Source organism: Burkholderia latens (assembly GCF_902499045.1).
GTDB lineage: Bacteria > Pseudomonadota > Gammaproteobacteria > Burkholderiales > Burkholderiaceae > Burkholderia > Burkholderia latens.
On the sequence record NZ_CABVPL010000013.1, the window covers coordinates 13,623 to 29,496 of the forward strand.

A 15,874-nucleotide genomic window follows, 5' to 3' on the forward strand; every position below is an offset into this window, starting at 1 on the left:
CAACGCCGCGTTTTCGCCGCGCCGCGGCGCGCTCAACCGGGATTGCGCTCGATCAGAAACCGCTCGCGACGGCCGCCCTTGATCCAGCGCGGCTCGCGCCCGCGGCCGCTCCAGGTCGCGCCGGTCTTCGGGTCGCGATAGCGGGGCGCCGATCCACTGTTGCGCGGCGTCGTTCTCGGCGCGCCACCGTGGCGGCCGAAGATCTGGCCGGCCGTCAGGCCGTATTCCGCGATACGCGTGCGAATCTCCTGAATGACGGCGTCGAGTTCGGCGAGCCGGGCTTCCTCGACGCGCTTCATCAATTCATCGGCTTGCGCCTTCAATTCGCGATAACCGGACATGCGATTCCTCCACATTGACATGGCGTGATAAAAGACCGAATGGACGCGGGATTGCCACGATGCAATCCGCTTGAAGGCCGTGAGTCGAACGTCCATTCGGGAAAACCGGAAAGCCGATCACGCGCGGCCCGGCGCGTTTTCTGCGCGAAATTCACACACCAGTTCGCCACTGGCTGCGAGTTCATCGATTTGAACCGGCGTCAACGCGACAATCGATGCCGCAATTTCGTCGGAAATACCCAATTGCCGCCTGCCTTGCTCGTAATCGATGCGCAATATGCGCTGCGCGAGTACGAGATACGCGCGATTGAATTCCGCGATTGCATCGAAGATGTCGCCCTGCCCGGTCATGATTGCTCCTGATCCGACGGCGCCGTGCCCGCCGCGAGCGCGGCGCCGTCACAGGCCGTCCGGTAATGGATGCCTGAATCTATGTCATGCAATCGCCGTCGTGCCGACAATTCCTTGATGGCATCCGACATTTTCGAATTCGTCGCTTGCCATTCGCGATTCGCAATTCGCCGCTGTCGGATTCAGCCTAGATTCGGTCACTATCCGGACCGGGAACGCCCATACGATTTTCGGACGGCGCGCGAATCCATGAGCGCGAGCGGCCCGGCACCGGTGAACGATGATTGCGTTACGCGCACCGCCGCCCTCCCTCGGCATCGTCGATGCCGGATCCTGAACGGATGGAATCCGAAAATCATGTTGAAAGTGACGAAAGCCGTATTTCCGGTCGCCGGTCTCGGCACGCGATTTCTGCCGGCGACCAAAGCCAGTCCGAAAGAAATGCTGCCGGTCGTGGACAAGCCGCTGATTCAATACGCGGTCGAAGAAGCGATCAACGCGGGCATCACCGAAATGATCTTCGTGACGGGCCGCAGCAAGCGCGCGATCGAAGACCACTTCGACAAGTCCTACGAGATCGAAGCCGAGCTCGAAGCGCGCGGCAAGGAAAAGCTGCTGTCGCTGGTGCGCGGCATCAAACCGAGCCACGTGGACTGCTTCTACGTGCGGCAGGCCGAAGCGCTGGGACTCGGGCACGCGGTGCTGTGCGCGGAGAAACTGGTCGGCGACCAGCCGTTCGCGGTGATCCTCGCCGACGATCTGCTCGACGGCCCGACGCCCGTGCTGCGCCAGATGATCGACGTGTTCGACCACTATCACGCGTCGGTGATCGGCGTCGAGGAGATTGCACCCGACGCATCGAAGTCGTACGGCGTGATCGACGGCAAGCGCTGGGAAGACAACCTGTTCAAGCTGTCCGGCATCGTCGAGAAGCCGGAGCCGGCGAACGCGCCGTCGAATTTCGGCGTAGTCGGCCGCTACGTGCTGAAACCGAAGGTGTTCGAGCATCTGCGCGCGCTGCGGCCCGGTGCGGGCGGCGAACTGCAGCTGACCGATGCGATCCAGTCGCTGCTGTCGGACGAGCAAGTGCTCGCCCATCGCTACGACGGCACGCGCTTCGATTGTGGCAGCAAGCTCGGGTATCTGAAGGCGACGGTCGAGTTCGCGTTGCGGCACCCGGAAGTGGCCGCGGATTTCGAAAGCTATCTGGCCACGCGCATGTCGGCGCTGCTGGCTGCCTGAGCGGATGGGCGTCGCGTACCCGGTCGTGTGGACGGCAGTCAGCGATCTCGGCGACGCGGCGATGACGTTGCCGCTCGCATTTTGGTGCATCGGCTGGCTCGCGTGGTCCACGGCCGGGCGGCGGCAGGCAGCGTCGTGGGCGCTGATGCTCGCGGCCGGCATGGCGCTGGTCGGCATCACGAAGGTACTGTACGCCGGCTGCGGGATCCAGATCCGTGCGATCGATTTCCGCGTGATCAGCGGACACACGATGCTCGCGTCGGCGGTCTGGCCGATGACGTGTGTGCTGGCGCTGAGCGGCGGCGCCCAGCTGCGGGCGAGCATGCCGTTGCTGGCCGGGCTCGCACTTGGTGCGCTGATCGGCGTCGCGCGCGTGTTCGACGATGCGCATACGCCGTCGGAAGTCGTCGCAGGTTGGGTCGTGGGTGCGGCGGTCGCGCTGGCGTTCGCGTGGCGGCATGGCGCGCCGCGTGTCGATGCACGGTATCACGCGCTCGTTGCCGGGTCGCTGCTGGTCGTGTCGGCCGCCGCCTACGGCCGGCATGCGCCCATTCAGGCGGCGATCGAGTCGTATTCGCCGTTTTTGTGCGGGCGGTTCGCGCCGCAGCCGTGACGATCGAGCCGGAACGTCCTGCGCGCCTTCGCGCCGCCGATCTCGCCGGAAAAGGACAGAATGCCGGCCGGATCGGACATCGCGCGCCGCGCAAGCGCACGACCGCCTATGCTTGACCGCCGGAATCGCTTCGTCCCGAACGACGCACGCGCATTCCGCGTGCGAACCGGCGCGCAAGCCAGCCCTGCCCGGCAGGCGTCTTGCCCCGTGTCGCACGGCATCCCGCCGCGCGGCGCCGAAACGTCCGGCACGCGGCGAATCCGGAGTCTCCGATCGGGCTCACGCATGTCGACCTTGCTCTTCTCAGCCAGCGTACTGTTTTTCTCGCTCAACGCGTTCAGCGTACGGGCAACCTTCGCCGCATATTTCCTGCTCTGCGCACTCGCTTTTCTCCGCGCGCCGACGCTGATGAACCGGCAGCGACATCTGTTTCCCGTCTGCACATACTGGGTGATCAGCACCTGCCTCGCGTTCATCCTGTCCGCGTTCGGCGACTTCTACGTGAACTTCTTCATCAAGTTCGTACTGATCCAGACGTATATCGCGCTGAGCTACTGGATGTTCGCCGGCGGCGTGCTCACGCGCGAATCGCTCGATACCGCATGCAAGACGCTCATCTACGTTCACGCCGCGTTCTTCACGTTCCAGCTCGTGTACTACCTCGGCACCGGCACCTTCATCGACTTCGACAGCTACGTGCGTGAAGCCGATTCCGAAGCGCTCTATGCGACCAAGGCGCTGACCGACAGCCTGATCTCGATCCGCGCGCTTGGGTTGTATTCCGAACCGTCGTTCTACGCGATGACGGTCGTCCCGAGTTCGGTGATCCTGCTGCTGTCGCAGCGGCGCATCACGCTTGCGCCCGTCATCGGGTTCGCCACCGCGCTGCTCAGCTTCTCGGTCGCGTCGATGGCCGTCTGCGCGGTACTCGGCGCGCTGCACCTGCTGTCGGCGCACGGCCGGCTGCGCACCCGGATCGCCGTCGTCGTGGTCGCGCTCGCGTGCGCGCCGTGGCTCTACACCGTGTACGACCAGCGGGTGAACCAGTCAGTCGACTACGATGCGCTCGGCAGCCGGACGCTCGTGCTGACCGAACTGACCGAGCGCGATGCCGTCGCGGGCGTGTTCGGCGGCGGCCTGTTCTGGGACGAGCGCAACAACGTCGGAAAAACCCACTTGCGCGGCTACCAGGTACGCGACAGCTCGTTCTATATCTATCTCGTGTTCGCGGCGGGCGCCGCCGGCTTCGTCGTGTTCTTCGGGACGCTTGCAATGCTGTTCCGGCGCAAGGGCCGGCGCAAATATTTGCTGTACCTGCTGCCGATCCTGCTGTTCAAGTACCACGTCCTCTATGGCATGCTCTGGCTCACGATCCTGCTGTTCGTCGTGCTGGCCGACCAGGACGCGCCGAACCGGCGAACGGCCGCCCGTCGAATGCCGGACGTTTCCGGCGGCAAGCCGCTCGCGCACCTCACATGACATCACTCCGACATGCGGCAACGTTGCGCGCGATAAAGCGGTCGCTGATCGCGTTGCTGTGCGCGAGCTGCACGGCGACGGCACAACCCGTACCGGCACCGCCCGGCGACGTGATCGCGCACAGCCGGGCCGCCACGCGCGTATATCTGGGCTCGCCGTCGCTGGCCGTGCTGCCGAACGGCGACTATGTGGCGAGCTTCGACACGTTCGGCGCCGCGGCGGCGCAAAACCGCGTGTCCGTCTTCACGTCGCACGACAAGGGCGCAACGTGGTCCAGGCTCGGCGACGTGCCGGACCAGTACTGGTCGTCGCTGTTCGTGCTGAACGGCGCGCTGTACCTGATGGGCACCAATCGCTCGATGGGCACGCCGTCGATCCGCCGGTCCGATGACGGCGGCGTAACGTGGACCACGCCGGTCGATGCATCGACCGGGCTGTTCCAGTATCCGGGACGCTTCATCACGGGGCCGGTGCCGGTGCTCGTCGAACGCGGGCGCGTGTGGCGCGCATACGAAAGCGTGGAAGACGGCGACCTGCGTGCGCTGGTGATGTCCGCGCCGGTCGATCGCGACCTGCTCGATACCCGCAACTGGCGCGTGTCCGCGCACCTGCCGTCGGACAAGCGCTGGCTCGACGGCAGGTTCCAGTCGTGGGAAGAAGGCAACGTGGTCGGCAGGCAGGACGCGGGGCCCGCCGTCATGCTGCGCGTAAACACCGTGAACGGCCCCGAAAAGGCCGCGCTGGTGGCCACCGGCAACGACGGGCGGACGCTGTCGTTCGACCCGGCACGCGATTTCGTCGACCTGCCCGGCGGCGGAAAGAAGTTCACGATTCGCTTCGATCCGGCGTCGAGGCAGTACTGGACGATCACGAACGCGGTGCCGAAGCGTGTCGGCAGGATGAACCTCGAGCGCATGCGCAACACGCTGGTGCTGCTGTCGTCGCCGGATCTGCGCGAGTGGACCGCGCGGCGCGTGCTGCTGCAGCATGCCGACGCGAAACGGCACGGCTTCCAGTACGTCGACTGGCAATTCGACGGCAACGACCTCATCGCCGTGCTGCGCGTCGCGTTCGACGACCCGGACGGCGGTGCGGCAAGCCAGCACGATTCGAATTTCATCACGTTCCTGCGCGTGCGCCGGTTCCGGCAGGACGCGATGTCCCGCGCGCTGACGCAAAGCCTGCAGTAGCGCGCGTCGCCACCGGCGGCGGCCGCGCGCAGCGCACGTTTCGGCGGATGCCTTCGCCTACTTCTTGAACACGCCGACGACCTCGCCGCCGTCGACGACCAGCAGCGCGCCGATCCGCTGCTGCTGCATCAGCTGAAGCGCATCCTCGACCCGCGTGCCGGGCCGCACCGTCGACGGCTCGATCGACATCATGTCGGCCGCGGTGCGCCGCAATACCTCGTCGCCGTGACGTTCGATCGCGCGACGGATGTCGCCGTCCGTCACGATGCCCCAACCGGCGCGCCGCTTCACGATCGCGAGCCCGAGCCGCCCGCGCGTCATCGCGTCCAGCACATCGAGTGTCGACATGTCCTCGGTCACGAACGGCAGGTTTGCGCGTGCCATTTCATCGTCGACGATCGACAGCAACCGTCGGCCGAGCGAGCCGCCGGGATGAAAGCGCGCGAAGTGTTCAGGCTGGAAGCCGCGCGCGCGCATCAGCGTGACCGCCAGCGCATCGCCCATCGCGAGCGTCGCCGTCGTCGATGCGGTCGGCGCGAGTTGCAGCGGGCACGCTTCGCGCTCGACGCCGATGTCGAGATGGGCGCGCGCGGCCATCGCGAGCGTCGACGCCGGATTGCCGGTGAGTGCGATCAGGTCGTTGCCGTTGCTGCGCAGGAACGGAATCAGCTTGATCACTTCGTCGGTTTCGCCGGAATTCGAAATCGCGAGAAACGTATCGTCCGGCGTCACCATGCCGAGGTCGCCGTGATAGGCCTCGCCCGGGTGCATGAAGAATGCGGGCGTGCCGGTGCTCGACAGCGTCGCGGCGATCTTCCTGCCGACGATGCCGGACTTGCCCATTCCGCACACGACGACGCGGCCGCGCGAAGCCAGGATGATCTCGATCGCGTCGTCGAAGTTCGCGTCGAGCCGTGCGGCCACGCCGGCCAGTGCGAGCGACTCGATCTCGAAGACCTGCCGTGCCGATTCAGTATGGTTCTGTCGCATCATGGGTTTGCCGTTTTGAGAAGGGAGACGACGCGCTCGACGTCGTCGGGCGTATCGATGCCGGGCGGCGGCGCATCGGGCCAGCGCATCACGTCGATCGGCATGCCGAGCCAGAGTGCGCGCAACTGTTCGAGTTTTTCCAGCTGCTCGAGCTCGCACGGCGCCGTGCTCGCGAGTGCCTGCAAGCTCGCGTTTCCGTAGCCGTAGAGGCCAATGTGGCGTAGAAACCGGTCGCCGCCCGATTCACTTGCGTGGCCCACGTCAGCCGGCCGCCCGTCCCGACAGAACGGAATCGCCGCGCGCGAGAAATACAGCGCACGGCCGCGGCGATCGACGACGAGCTTGACGATGGCCGGCTCGTCGAGCAGCGCGGCGTCGCCGACCGGGCACGCCACCGTCGCGACACCGAGGTCGGGCGCGGCACCGCAGAAGCGGGCGAACGCTTGCAGCAGCGCGGTCGGCACGAACGGTTCGTCGCCCTGCACGTTGATCACCGCATCGGTGTCGGCCCAGCCCAGCACACGCGCGACTTCCGCCGCACGATCGGTGCCGGACGCATGACCGGCGTCGGTCATCGCGAAGCGGATGCCGCGCGCGTCGAGCACATCGGCGATGCGCCCGTCGTCGATCGCGACGACGATGTCGGCACCGGGCAGCGCACGGCGCACACGCTCATGCACGCGAACGATCATCGGCTTGCCGTCGAGATCGACGAGCGGCTTGCCCGGCAGTCGCGTCGAACCGTACCGGGCCGGAATCACGACACGCACCGGCCGCGCGTTATTGGACGACGTCATGATCGCTCCATTGTTCGAACAGCGGCCGGTACGCGTCGTCGAGCGACAGTCCGCCCTCCGCCAGCAGATGCTCGGCTACCTCCCTCGCGACGCCGTGGCCGCCGGCCGTGTCCATCACGCGATCGACCCGCGAGCGGACGAGCCGATGCGCATCGGCTGGCGCATACGACAAGCCGACGCGTTCGATGACCGCGAGATCGTTCACGTCATCGCCGACGTACGCGATCTCGTGATCGCCGAGCCGTTGCCGCGCCTTGATGTCCGCATAACCGGCGGCCTTGTCGTCGCAACCGGTCACCAGCACGTCCACGCCGAGCCGTGCCGCGCGCCACGCCAGCGCGCCGCTGTGCTTGCCCGACAGGATGCCGGTGCGGATGCCGTGCGCGCGCAACAGCGCAAACGCGACGCCGTCCCGTGCGTGAAAGCTCTTCATGAACTCGCCGTCCGCCGTGACGTGGAGCGAACCGTCGGTCAGCACGCCGTCGACGTCGAACAGCACCAGCCGCACGGGCCCGCGATAGATCGCGCCGCTCATCGGATCTCGAGCGGCGGCAGCCGCTTGACCAGGTCGTCCACTGCCTTCACCTGCTGCAGGAACGGGTCGAGCAACGCGAGCGGCAGCGCGCTCGGGCCGTCGCAGCGCGCGCGATCGGGATCCGGATGCGCTTCGACGAACAGCCCGGCGAGTCCGACAGCCATCCCGGCGCGCGCGAGATCGAGCACCTGGCGCCGCCGGCCGCCGGACGCGGCGCCGCCCGGATCGCGCATCTGCAGGCTGTGCGTGACGTCGAAGATCACCGGGCAGTCACCCGTCGCATCGCGCATCTGGCGGAAGCCGAGCATGTCGACGACGAGGTTGTCGTAGCCGAACGACGACCCGCGTTCGCACAGGATCACGTTGTCGTTGCCGGCCTCGCGGCACTTCGATACGACGTGCTCGATCTGCGTCGGGCTCATGAACTGCGGCTTCTTGATGTTGACCGCGTTGCCGGTCCGCGCGATCGCGACGACGAGATCCGTCTGGCGTGCCAGGAATGCCGGCACCTGCAGCACGTCGACGACCTGAGAGACCGGTTCGGCCTGCCACACTTCATGCACGTCGGTAATCACCGGCACGCCGAAGCGGCTTTTGACTTCGTCGAAGATCCTGAGTCCTTCGTCGAACCCCACGCCGCGATACGAGTGGATCGACGAACGGTTTGCCTTGTCGAACGACGCCTTGAACACCAGCGGAATGCCGAGACGGCGCGTGACCTCGACGAACGTGCTGCAGACGTCGAGCGTGAACTCCAGGCTTTCCAGCACGTTCAGGCCGCCGAAGAGCACGAACGGCTGGTCGTTCCCGACGATGACGTCCGGGGTGATGGTTACATTCATACGGTTCTCCACGAAATTGGGGCGGCGTTGCGGGTGTTGCGCGAGCGCACCGGTCGAGCGCGGCCGCTTCAAGTTGTCAGCGGGCCACGCGTTCAGCATAGAGCGGCGCGAGTTCCGCGAACAAGCGCTCCTCGCCGAAGCGCTGCCGCGCCTCGCTGCTCGCCCGGCGGCCCAGTTCCCGTCGCAGCGCGTCGTCGCCGGTAATGCGCGTCAGCCACGCGACCGCATCGGCCGCCGTCGCGTAGATCACGCCAGTCTGCAAATGGCGGACGACATCCACGTTGCCGGCACAGTCGGACGCGACCACCGGCCGGCCCGCCAGCATCGCCTCGATCACCGACACCGGCATGCCCTCCCACGACGACGTCGACAGATACACGTCCGCGCGTTCGAGCCGGCGCGCAACTTCGTCGTGCGGCAACCATCCGGTGACTTCGACGCCCGCTGCCGCCAGCCGCAACTTCAGCGCCGCGTCGCCGTCGCCGATCCATACGAAGCGCGTGCCGTGCGCCCGCATGCCGTGAGCAATCCGGGCGAACAGTTCGGGGTTCTTTTGCGCACGGACGCCGCCGACGGTCAACACGCATCGGGCACCATCGGCGCGCGCGTCCGCATCGCCCGCACGCGCGGACGACGTGACGTCGCTCACCGCATTCTCGACGACCACCACCGGCTGACGAAGCCATGCGCGAATCGCGCGGCCTTCGCTTTCGGAACACGCGACGTACAGGCATTTGCGCACGCACGCGATCCACTCGAGCGCGACGAACGCCAGACGCTTCATGCCCGAAATATCGCGGCGCATGAACGAAATGCAGTGCGGGCTATAGAAGAACGCTGCCTTCGGCAACGCAAACAGCGTCGACAGCCGCCCGAGAAAACCGGCGAACGACGAATGCAGGTGCACGACGTCCGGACCGATCTCGTTGAGCGCCGCGCGCAGCCGGCCGACGGTGCGCAGCAGCCCCGCGCCCTTCATCTGCACGTGGCGCAGCGACACGCGCGTGTCGAACATCGCGGCGAGGTTGCGTGGCGTATCGGGCCGCACCGAGTAGACGACATGCACGTCGTGCCCTTCGCGGGCCAGGCGATTCGCGATCAGGCATACCATCGACAGCGTGCCCGTCGCGCTGGATTCGACTATGTGGACGATCTTCATCGGAGTCCGTTCCATGAGGGATGAGCCATCGCGCGTCGATGGCGAATGGCATCGTCAAACGCTCGCCGTGCGCCCCGCGACCGCATCGATATACGCGAGCACCCCCGACCGCTCGATCACGCGCCCCCATTCGAGCGACTTCATCGCAGCCGGATCGGGACGCGTCGCGCGAATCGTCGACAGCGGAAACAGTTCGTCGAAGATCGTCGCGCCGGTGACGTGGCACTGGATGCCGAGCTCACTCGCGGTGCGCACGTTCGACGGCGCGTCGTTGCACACGATCTTCTTGCCCAGCGATGCGTATTCGAGCAGCTTCGTCGGTGTCTGGAAGCAATGCGGCCGGTGATAGGGAAAGAAGCACACCGCGTATTCGCTGTTGCGGACGATCCGCAAAGCATGGGGCTGCGGCACGCGGCCGACGAAACGGATGCCCGGCGTATCGGCGAACGCCGCGCGGATCTCGGGCTCCGGGTTGCCGACCAGCACGAGCGTGTCCGCTTCATCGCGCCGCGCATCGCGATAGGCGGCCAGCACCTTGTGAAAGCCGCGCTCGCGGCTCATCTCGCCGATATAGCAGAATCGTCCGGACACGGTTTGCCCGGCGTCGCCGGCATCGGCGTCAGCGGGTTCGAAGATCCAGTCCGGCACTCCCATGGGCAGCAGCAGCGAACGCACGCCGTCGCGAAACGCCATCGCGTCGCGCATCCGCTCGTTCTGGAAAATGCGCAGATCCGGGCGCACGTTGAAGGCGCGCTTCACGCAGTCCTTGACGGCCGCGAGCCGGCCGACCGACAGCGACCGATAGTCGTGAATCACGAACCGCGCGGGCGGCAACGCGCGATAGAAGCCCATGATGCACCACAGGATGCACGTGTCCTGGTCCGGAAAGCGCGCGTATGCGTCGAGATCGCCGTCGAACACTTCGAACCCGTGCGTTCTCAGGCGGCGGCCGTACGCGGCAACCTCCGGATAGTTCGCCTTGCCGGGATGCACGATGAATATTTTCATGTCGGTCCATCTCCGATGTCGAGAATGCGCGCCGGCACGCCGACGGCCACGCGGCCGTCCGGTACGTCGCGCAGCACTACCGCCCCCGCACCGATCCGCGCGCGGTCGCCGACGCGCACCGCGCCGAGCACGACGCTGTGCACGCCGAATTCCACGTGATCGCCGATCGTCGGCACGCCGCCAAGCGTGCCGTCCTTCCGGATCGTGTTGCCGATGGTCACGCCGTGCCGCAACGTGCAGTAGTCGCCGATCACCGCGTAGCCGTTGATCACGAGGCCGGTGCCGTGATAAAGCGCGAGCCCCTTGCCGATCCTCGTCTTGACCGGGATCTCGATGCCCATCAGCCAGTCGCACAGCACGATGTAGACGAGGATCAGCGGCGCGCCGGCCAGCAGCGTGAACCGGCTCCGGCACGCGAGGTAATGCACGACGCGGTAGAAGATCACCACGCAGCGCGTCTTGAAGAACGCGTTGCGGCGGCAGTCTTCGGCGATCGCCTCGGCGGTCTGTCGCAACGACACGGCCATGTCAGTGCCGCCTTGCGAACACGCGCCGCGCGGCATCGGCGGGAATGCGCGCAGCGCCGAAATAATCGATGCCGTCGACCAGGAACGAATGGATGTACTTCAGCAGCCGCTCGCGGTCGAATTCCCTGTAGAAGCAGCGGCCGAGCGACACCACGCGCTTTCCGTACAGCATCGCCTCGAGCCCGACCGTCGAGTTGATCGTCACGACCGCATACGCGTGCCGCAGCAGGTCGGTGGTCGGCGACGTGACGATCTCGAAGTGATAGGTCCGCTGCAGTTGCACGATCGCATCGATCTCCGCTGCATCCGTCTCGGCCGGATGCAGCTTCACGAACAGATCGGCGCTCTCGTTCGCCGCGAACTCGAACGCGTGACGGATCGCGTCGAGATTGCCGACGTCCGAGTGCAGCTTGATCTGCGTATCGCCGGACACCTGCAGCGGCAGGAACACATAGCGGCAGGTCGCCAGCGTGTCGGCCGGCATGTACTTCGCGTCGCGCGGCGCCGGCATCCCGTTGCGCGTGCGCACGCTCGCGAGACGCCGGCGGCCGACGCCGCGGCTGAGCGCCTTGAGCACATAGTTCGTCGCGGACATGGCCTTGCGCGCGAATGACGTTCGCGCCTGCGGCAGCGGCATCTGCTTGTAGCGTTCATACGCCGACAGCCAGCGCGCATGCGTGTCCTCGTCGGGCAGCGGCAGCCGATCGATGACTTCGGGGTTGCGGCTGATCGTCGACAGCGCATTGACGCCCATCGGATCGACGAACAGCTTGCCCGGCAGGTTCGAGATCTCGATGAAGCGGGTCGCGACGCCGTGCACCGTGCACGCCTGCCGCACCGCGCGACACACCAGTTGCTGCCCGTTCCACATCACGCATTGGTCGACCCGGAGCCCGCGCAGCAGTGCCGACGCGATATGGAAAATCGCCGCGGACTCGCGCTTCGCGCGCGCGTCGGTCATCTGTCCGTTCAGCACTTCGATGGACAACTGGTATGGCGTGCGGTCGGCCGGCTGGCCGTCGCGCACGTCGATCGGCAGCAGGCGATTCAGATACACCGACCGATAGCCGTTCAGCAGCAGGCCGAGATGCGCGACCGGTTCGCTCGTCAGGAATGCGAACTCGTATTCATGTCGCACGGCGTTCACGAGGCGCTTCACGAAGTAGTAACGCTCGAGGGAATCGATGACTATCAGGATCATGGTAGGCTCGTTCGTCGTTTCGGCGATCTCACGCCAGCGCCCCGGATCGGGACAGGTTCGTGCCGAGGACCCGGTACGTGAGCGCAATGCCGGCCGCCATCAGCACCGCGCCGGTCAGCGAAAAAACCTGCACGCTCATCGCGGCCGACAGGTTCATCAGCCGCGCGGCGCCCAGCGCGCCGGCAAGACACACGCCGCAGGTCAGCTGAAACAGGAAATCGATGCGCTGCGCGCGCGTCGCGAGGAAGATCTGCGACAGCGGCACGTAGATCAGCTGCAACGCGAACAGCGGCATCAGGCTGTGATAGAACCCGACCGAGCCGCGCCAGCTTTCGCCGAAAAAGAGATTGACGAGCGGCGCGAACAGCAGGAGCCCTCCGGCCAGGTACACGGCCGCGAGCGCCGTCAGCGCGCGAGCGTAGGACCGATACACGCGCGGCACCATCGTGTCGGCATCCGGGCGGGCCATCGCGCCGATCGCGTCGCGGCGGAACACGCCGCCGACGCTCTGTGCGATCAGCGACACCGGAAAGAACCCAAGCCGGTACGCGGCCGCGAAGTAACCGGCGCTCTGCGCATCGAACCAGTGCGGAATCGCGATCGACAGCGCGTAAGTCAGCACGGACGCGCACAGTGTCGACGGCAGGATATACAGCGCGAAACGGCGGTTCCTCACGAAAAATCCGCGCGACAGCCGGAACGAATGCCCGGCCCGATAACCGGAAATCATGATTGCCGCCGCCATCACGCTCGACACCGCGGCGGTGACCCATGTGTACAGCGCGAACACGTCGGCATGCCCGCACGCGGCGCAAGCGAGCGACAGCGCGAGGCCCGCGAGAAACGCACCGTTGACCACCACGCGTGACAGCGCGATCCAGCCGTAGCGTCGGAGACTGTTCAGATAGGATCCGGCAGCGAGTTGCACGAACGTTGCGAGCGCATAGACGGCGACGAGATACAGGTCGCCACGCCCGGCGATCGCGAGCAGCGTCGCGAACCCGGCAACGACTGCCATGCTCAGCGCCGTCACGTTGACGAACGCATTGAACGACTCGCCCGGTGCGTCGTCGACGCACGCAAGCTCGTAACGAAACGCGAGCAACGTGCCGACGAAGGTCGCGAGCGCAAGCAGATAGTTGAAGTGGCCGAGCGACTCCGGCCCGAAACGCCGTCCGATCACGAAGATGCAGACGAACAGCGCGATCTGCCCGGCCACGACGCCGGCAAGCGATACGATCGAGTCCCGTGGATTGATCATCTCGCCTCCATGCGCCGTGCGCGGGCAGATGCGCGGGCGGTGCCGCCGACGGCAGCGCTGCGCGCGTCACGCATCCTGCGCCCCGTATTCGTACGCGACGTAGCGATAGCCGCCGTACTTCGATCCATACCCGTACTGTCCGAGCCGCGGATTGACGCCGTTGAAGATCACGCCGTTCAGGCGGACGCCGTTCTGCGCGAACCGCTTCGCGGATTCGTCGATCTCGCCGAGCTTCGTCTTGCCCGCCATCGTGACGAGCAGCGCGGTGCCGGCGACCGCGCCGAGTATGCCGGTATCGGGCACGGCGAGTACCGGCGCCGAGTCGATCACGACGATGTCGTAGCACGACGACAGATCGCCGACGAGCATCGCGAGATTGCGGTTCAGCAGCAGTTCGGCGGGGTTCTTCGGCATCGTCCCGGTCGAGATGAAGTCGAGACCGTCGACCACGTCGCGATGAATCACGTCCTCCACGCGCACGCTGCCGGCGATCAGTTCCGTAAAGCCGCGGCCGCGCGGGAAGCCGAAATAGTCGTGCAGCCGGCCCTTGCGGATGTCGCCGTCGATCAGCAGCACGCGCTTGCCGGCGCTTGCCATCACGACTGCGAGGTTCGACGACAGGAAGGTCTTGCCGACGCCTGGCGCGGGACCTGCAATCAGCACGATGTTGTTCTTCGCCTCGAGCATCGCGAACTGCAGCGCGGTGCGCAAACTCCGCAGGCATTCGACCGCGGGCTCGTTCGGGAAATCGATCGACAGGATCGACTTGTGGCCGCTCTTGCGTGCGGCCTCCTCGGCCAGCTCGCGCTGATGGTCGCTGATCGGCACCGTCGCGTACACCGCGAGGCCGAGACGCCGCTCGATCTCGTTGTGATCGGAGATGCCGTGGAACAGCATCGAGCGGACGATCGCGGTGCCGCAGCCGGCGAGCAACCCGAGCAGCAGCGACGCCAGCGCGACGAGCGCTTTCTTCGGCCGCACGGCCACTTCCGGCACCGCCGCGGTGTCGACGAGCCGCACGTTGCCGGTCTTGCCGGCCTGCACGAGCTGCAACTGCTGCATGTTGTTGAGCAGCGCGGTGTAGAGATCCGTGTTGACCTTCACGTCGAGCATCAGCCGCACCATTTCCTGCTGCAAGTCGGGCAAGCGCCGGATCTGCTGCTCGGCCGCGTTTCGATAGCCGCTCAGCGCGGCGATCTGCTCGTCGATCGCGGCCACGCTCGGGTGCCGTTCGGTGAAGCGCGACATCAGCTCCTGCCGCTTCTGCTGCAGTTCGAGCAGGCGCGTTTTCGCGTCGGCGGTTTGCGCCAGCGCGAGCTTCGCTTCCTCGGTCAGGTCGACCGTGCTGCGCTCGTTGCGCAGCCTGGTCAGCCGTGCCTCGGAATCGGTCAACTGCCGCTTGAGCTGCGGCAGTTGCGCGGTCAGGAATTCCAGCGACTGCGCGGCCTCCGCCGATTTCCGTTCGATGTTCTGCCGCACGTACTGACGGCCGATCTCGTTCATCGTGTCGCTGACCCACTTCGGATCGGTGTCCTGCAGGCTGGCGACGACGACGTCCGACTGCTTCACGCGTTCCTGCACGTTGAGGCGGTCGCGGATGTCCTCGATCGTCTTCAGCCGCGAATTGCGCACCAGCACGAACGCGGCGCCGGGTTTCGCGGCGATCGATGCGACCTGCAGCGTGATCGGGCCGCGCGGCGAATGGAAGCGCTCGAGTGTGCCGACCGTCCCTTCGACCGGAGCCGCGAGATCGCCGCCTTCGAGCCGATAGCGCTTGCCGCCGAGGCTCGTCAGCGTGAACGAATCGCCTTCGTTCTTGCGCGGCACGTCGAAACGCGGTACGGCGATGCGCTCGCGCGCCCATGTGTAGCCGCCGAAGCCGGCGAGGCCCGGATCGGACAGGCCGTCGCCATGGCGCGCGATCCAGTCGCCGATCAACGGAAAGCGCTTCGGCTCCGCGTCGATGAACAGGTTGAGCTTGTCGACCGCGCGTTCGACGACGAGACGCGACGCGAGGATCTGCTGTTCGGCGGCGGCCGACGACTTGACGTCGAACAGCGACGACACGTCGCCGAGCAACGACTTGGCGGCCGACGTGTCCGGGCTGTCCTCGACCTGGACCATGATGTTCGCTTCGAACACGGGCTTGCCGAGAATCGCGTACGCGAGCCCGGCGGCGAGCAGCACGCACGTGATGGCCGCGATCAGCCAGCGGCTTTCCAGCAGGATGTCGAGCACGGCGACGAAATCGGTCTCGCTGCCGTCTTCGACGGGTCGCTGCGGCGGGGCGGAAGGTTGGGTCATGGCAACGATAGAAGGCGTATTGGGTTCCAGTGGG

The 15,874-nt window shown here is 66.3% G+C and carries 15 protein-coding genes and 1 pseudogene; 4 read left to right on the forward strand and 12 right to left on the reverse strand.

Translation table 11 applies throughout. The features are described from left to right. Positions 1 to 32: 32 nt before the first annotated feature. Positions 33 to 341 carry an H-NS histone family protein gene (locus BSE24067_RS11835; RefSeq protein ID WP_151063184.1) on the reverse strand — a complete coding sequence of 103 codons (309 nt, stop codon included), beginning with the start codon at positions 339 to 341 and terminating at the stop codon, positions 33 to 35. A 117-nt stretch (positions 342 to 458) separates the two neighbouring features. After that, complete coding sequence (locus BSE24067_RS11840) at positions 459 to 692, reverse strand: flagellar transcriptional regulator FlhD (RefSeq protein WP_151063182.1); 234 nt, start codon at positions 690 to 692, stop codon at positions 459 to 461. A 357-nt stretch (positions 693 to 1,049) separates the two neighbouring features. Here BSE24067_RS11840 and galU point away from each other — a divergent pair, with 357 nt between their 5' ends. From galU to BSE24067_RS11860, 4 genes are all read left to right on the forward strand, one after another. Then, the gene (galU, locus tag BSE24067_RS11845) at positions 1,050 to 1,934 is read left to right on the forward strand and encodes a UTP--glucose-1-phosphate uridylyltransferase GalU (protein WP_151063180.1); all 885 of its coding nucleotides are present in this window, start codon (positions 1,050 to 1,052) and stop codon (positions 1,932 to 1,934) included. Between the two features lie 25 nt (positions 1,935 to 1,959). Further along, positions 1,960 to 2,547: a phosphatase PAP2 family protein gene (locus tag BSE24067_RS11850; RefSeq protein WP_151063255.1), complete on the forward strand. Its 588-nt coding sequence runs from the start codon at positions 1,960 to 1,962 to the stop codon at positions 2,545 to 2,547. 285 nt (positions 2,548 to 2,832) lie between these two features. Then, a complete protein-coding gene (locus BSE24067_RS11855) occupies positions 2,833 to 4,026 on the forward strand; it encodes a hypothetical protein (RefSeq protein ID WP_151063179.1) in 1,194 nt (397 codons plus the stop codon). Beyond that, positions 4,023 to 5,216, forward strand: a complete 1,194-nt coding sequence (locus tag BSE24067_RS11860; protein WP_151063177.1) for a sialidase family protein — start codon at positions 4,023 to 4,025, stop codon at positions 5,214 to 5,216. Before BSE24067_RS11855 ends, BSE24067_RS11860 begins: the two co-directional genes overlap by 4 nt. A 57-nt stretch (positions 5,217 to 5,273) precedes the next feature. Here BSE24067_RS11860 and BSE24067_RS11865 read toward each other — a convergent pair whose 3' ends face one another. From BSE24067_RS11865 to BSE24067_RS11910, 10 genes and pseudogenes are all read right to left on the reverse strand, one after another. Further along, a complete protein-coding gene (locus tag BSE24067_RS11865; RefSeq protein ID WP_151063175.1) occupies positions 5,274 to 6,209 on the reverse strand; it encodes a KpsF/GutQ family sugar-phosphate isomerase in 936 nt (311 codons plus the stop codon). Next, positions 6,187 to 7,003, reverse strand: a pseudogene (gene kdsB / locus BSE24067_RS11870) (3-deoxy-manno-octulosonate cytidylyltransferase). The gene BSE24067_RS11865 and the pseudogene kdsB overlap by 23 nt, the downstream one beginning before the upstream one ends. Continuing rightward, positions 6,987 to 7,538, reverse strand: coding sequence for a KdsC family phosphatase (locus BSE24067_RS11875; protein ID WP_151063171.1), 552 nt, complete (start codon positions 7,536 to 7,538; stop codon positions 6,987 to 6,989). Before BSE24067_RS11875 ends, kdsB begins: the two are co-directional and overlap by 17 nt. Then, positions 7,535 to 8,380 carry a 3-deoxy-8-phosphooctulonate synthase gene (kdsA, locus tag BSE24067_RS11880; protein ID WP_151063169.1) on the reverse strand — a complete coding sequence of 282 codons (846 nt, stop codon included), beginning with the start codon at positions 8,378 to 8,380 and terminating at the stop codon, positions 7,535 to 7,537. The genes BSE24067_RS11875 and kdsA overlap by 4 nt, the downstream gene beginning before the upstream one ends. Before the next feature lie 76 nt (positions 8,381 to 8,456). Then, positions 8,457 to 9,539 carry a glycosyltransferase family 4 protein gene (locus tag BSE24067_RS11885; RefSeq protein ID WP_151063167.1) on the reverse strand — a complete coding sequence of 361 codons (1,083 nt, stop codon included), beginning with the start codon at positions 9,537 to 9,539 and terminating at the stop codon, positions 8,457 to 8,459. Between the two features lie 54 nt (positions 9,540 to 9,593). Continuing rightward, the gene (locus BSE24067_RS11890; RefSeq protein ID WP_151063166.1) at positions 9,594 to 10,547 is read right to left on the reverse strand and encodes a glycosyltransferase; all 954 of its coding nucleotides are present in this window, start codon (positions 10,545 to 10,547) and stop codon (positions 9,594 to 9,596) included. Then, on the reverse strand, positions 10,544 to 11,074 hold the full coding sequence (locus tag BSE24067_RS11895; protein WP_151063164.1) for a serine O-acetyltransferase: 531 nt from the start codon (positions 11,072 to 11,074) through the stop codon (positions 10,544 to 10,546). The genes BSE24067_RS11890 and BSE24067_RS11895 overlap by 4 nt, the downstream gene beginning before the upstream one ends. A gap of 1 nt (position 11,075) precedes the next feature. Continuing rightward, positions 11,076 to 12,275 carry a capsular polysaccharide export protein, LipB/KpsS family gene (locus BSE24067_RS11900; RefSeq protein ID WP_151063162.1) on the reverse strand — a complete coding sequence of 400 codons (1,200 nt, stop codon included), beginning with the start codon at positions 12,273 to 12,275 and terminating at the stop codon, positions 11,076 to 11,078. Between the two features lie 28 nt (positions 12,276 to 12,303). Beyond that, positions 12,304 to 13,536 carry an oligosaccharide flippase family protein gene (locus BSE24067_RS11905; RefSeq protein WP_151063160.1) on the reverse strand — a complete coding sequence of 411 codons (1,233 nt, stop codon included), beginning with the start codon at positions 13,534 to 13,536 and terminating at the stop codon, positions 12,304 to 12,306. Positions 13,537 to 13,602: 66 nt separating this feature from the next. Continuing rightward, positions 13,603 to 15,840: a polysaccharide biosynthesis tyrosine autokinase gene (locus tag BSE24067_RS11910; protein WP_151063158.1), complete on the reverse strand. Its 2,238-nt coding sequence runs from the start codon at positions 15,838 to 15,840 to the stop codon at positions 13,603 to 13,605. Positions 15,841 to 15,874 lie beyond the last annotated feature (34 nt).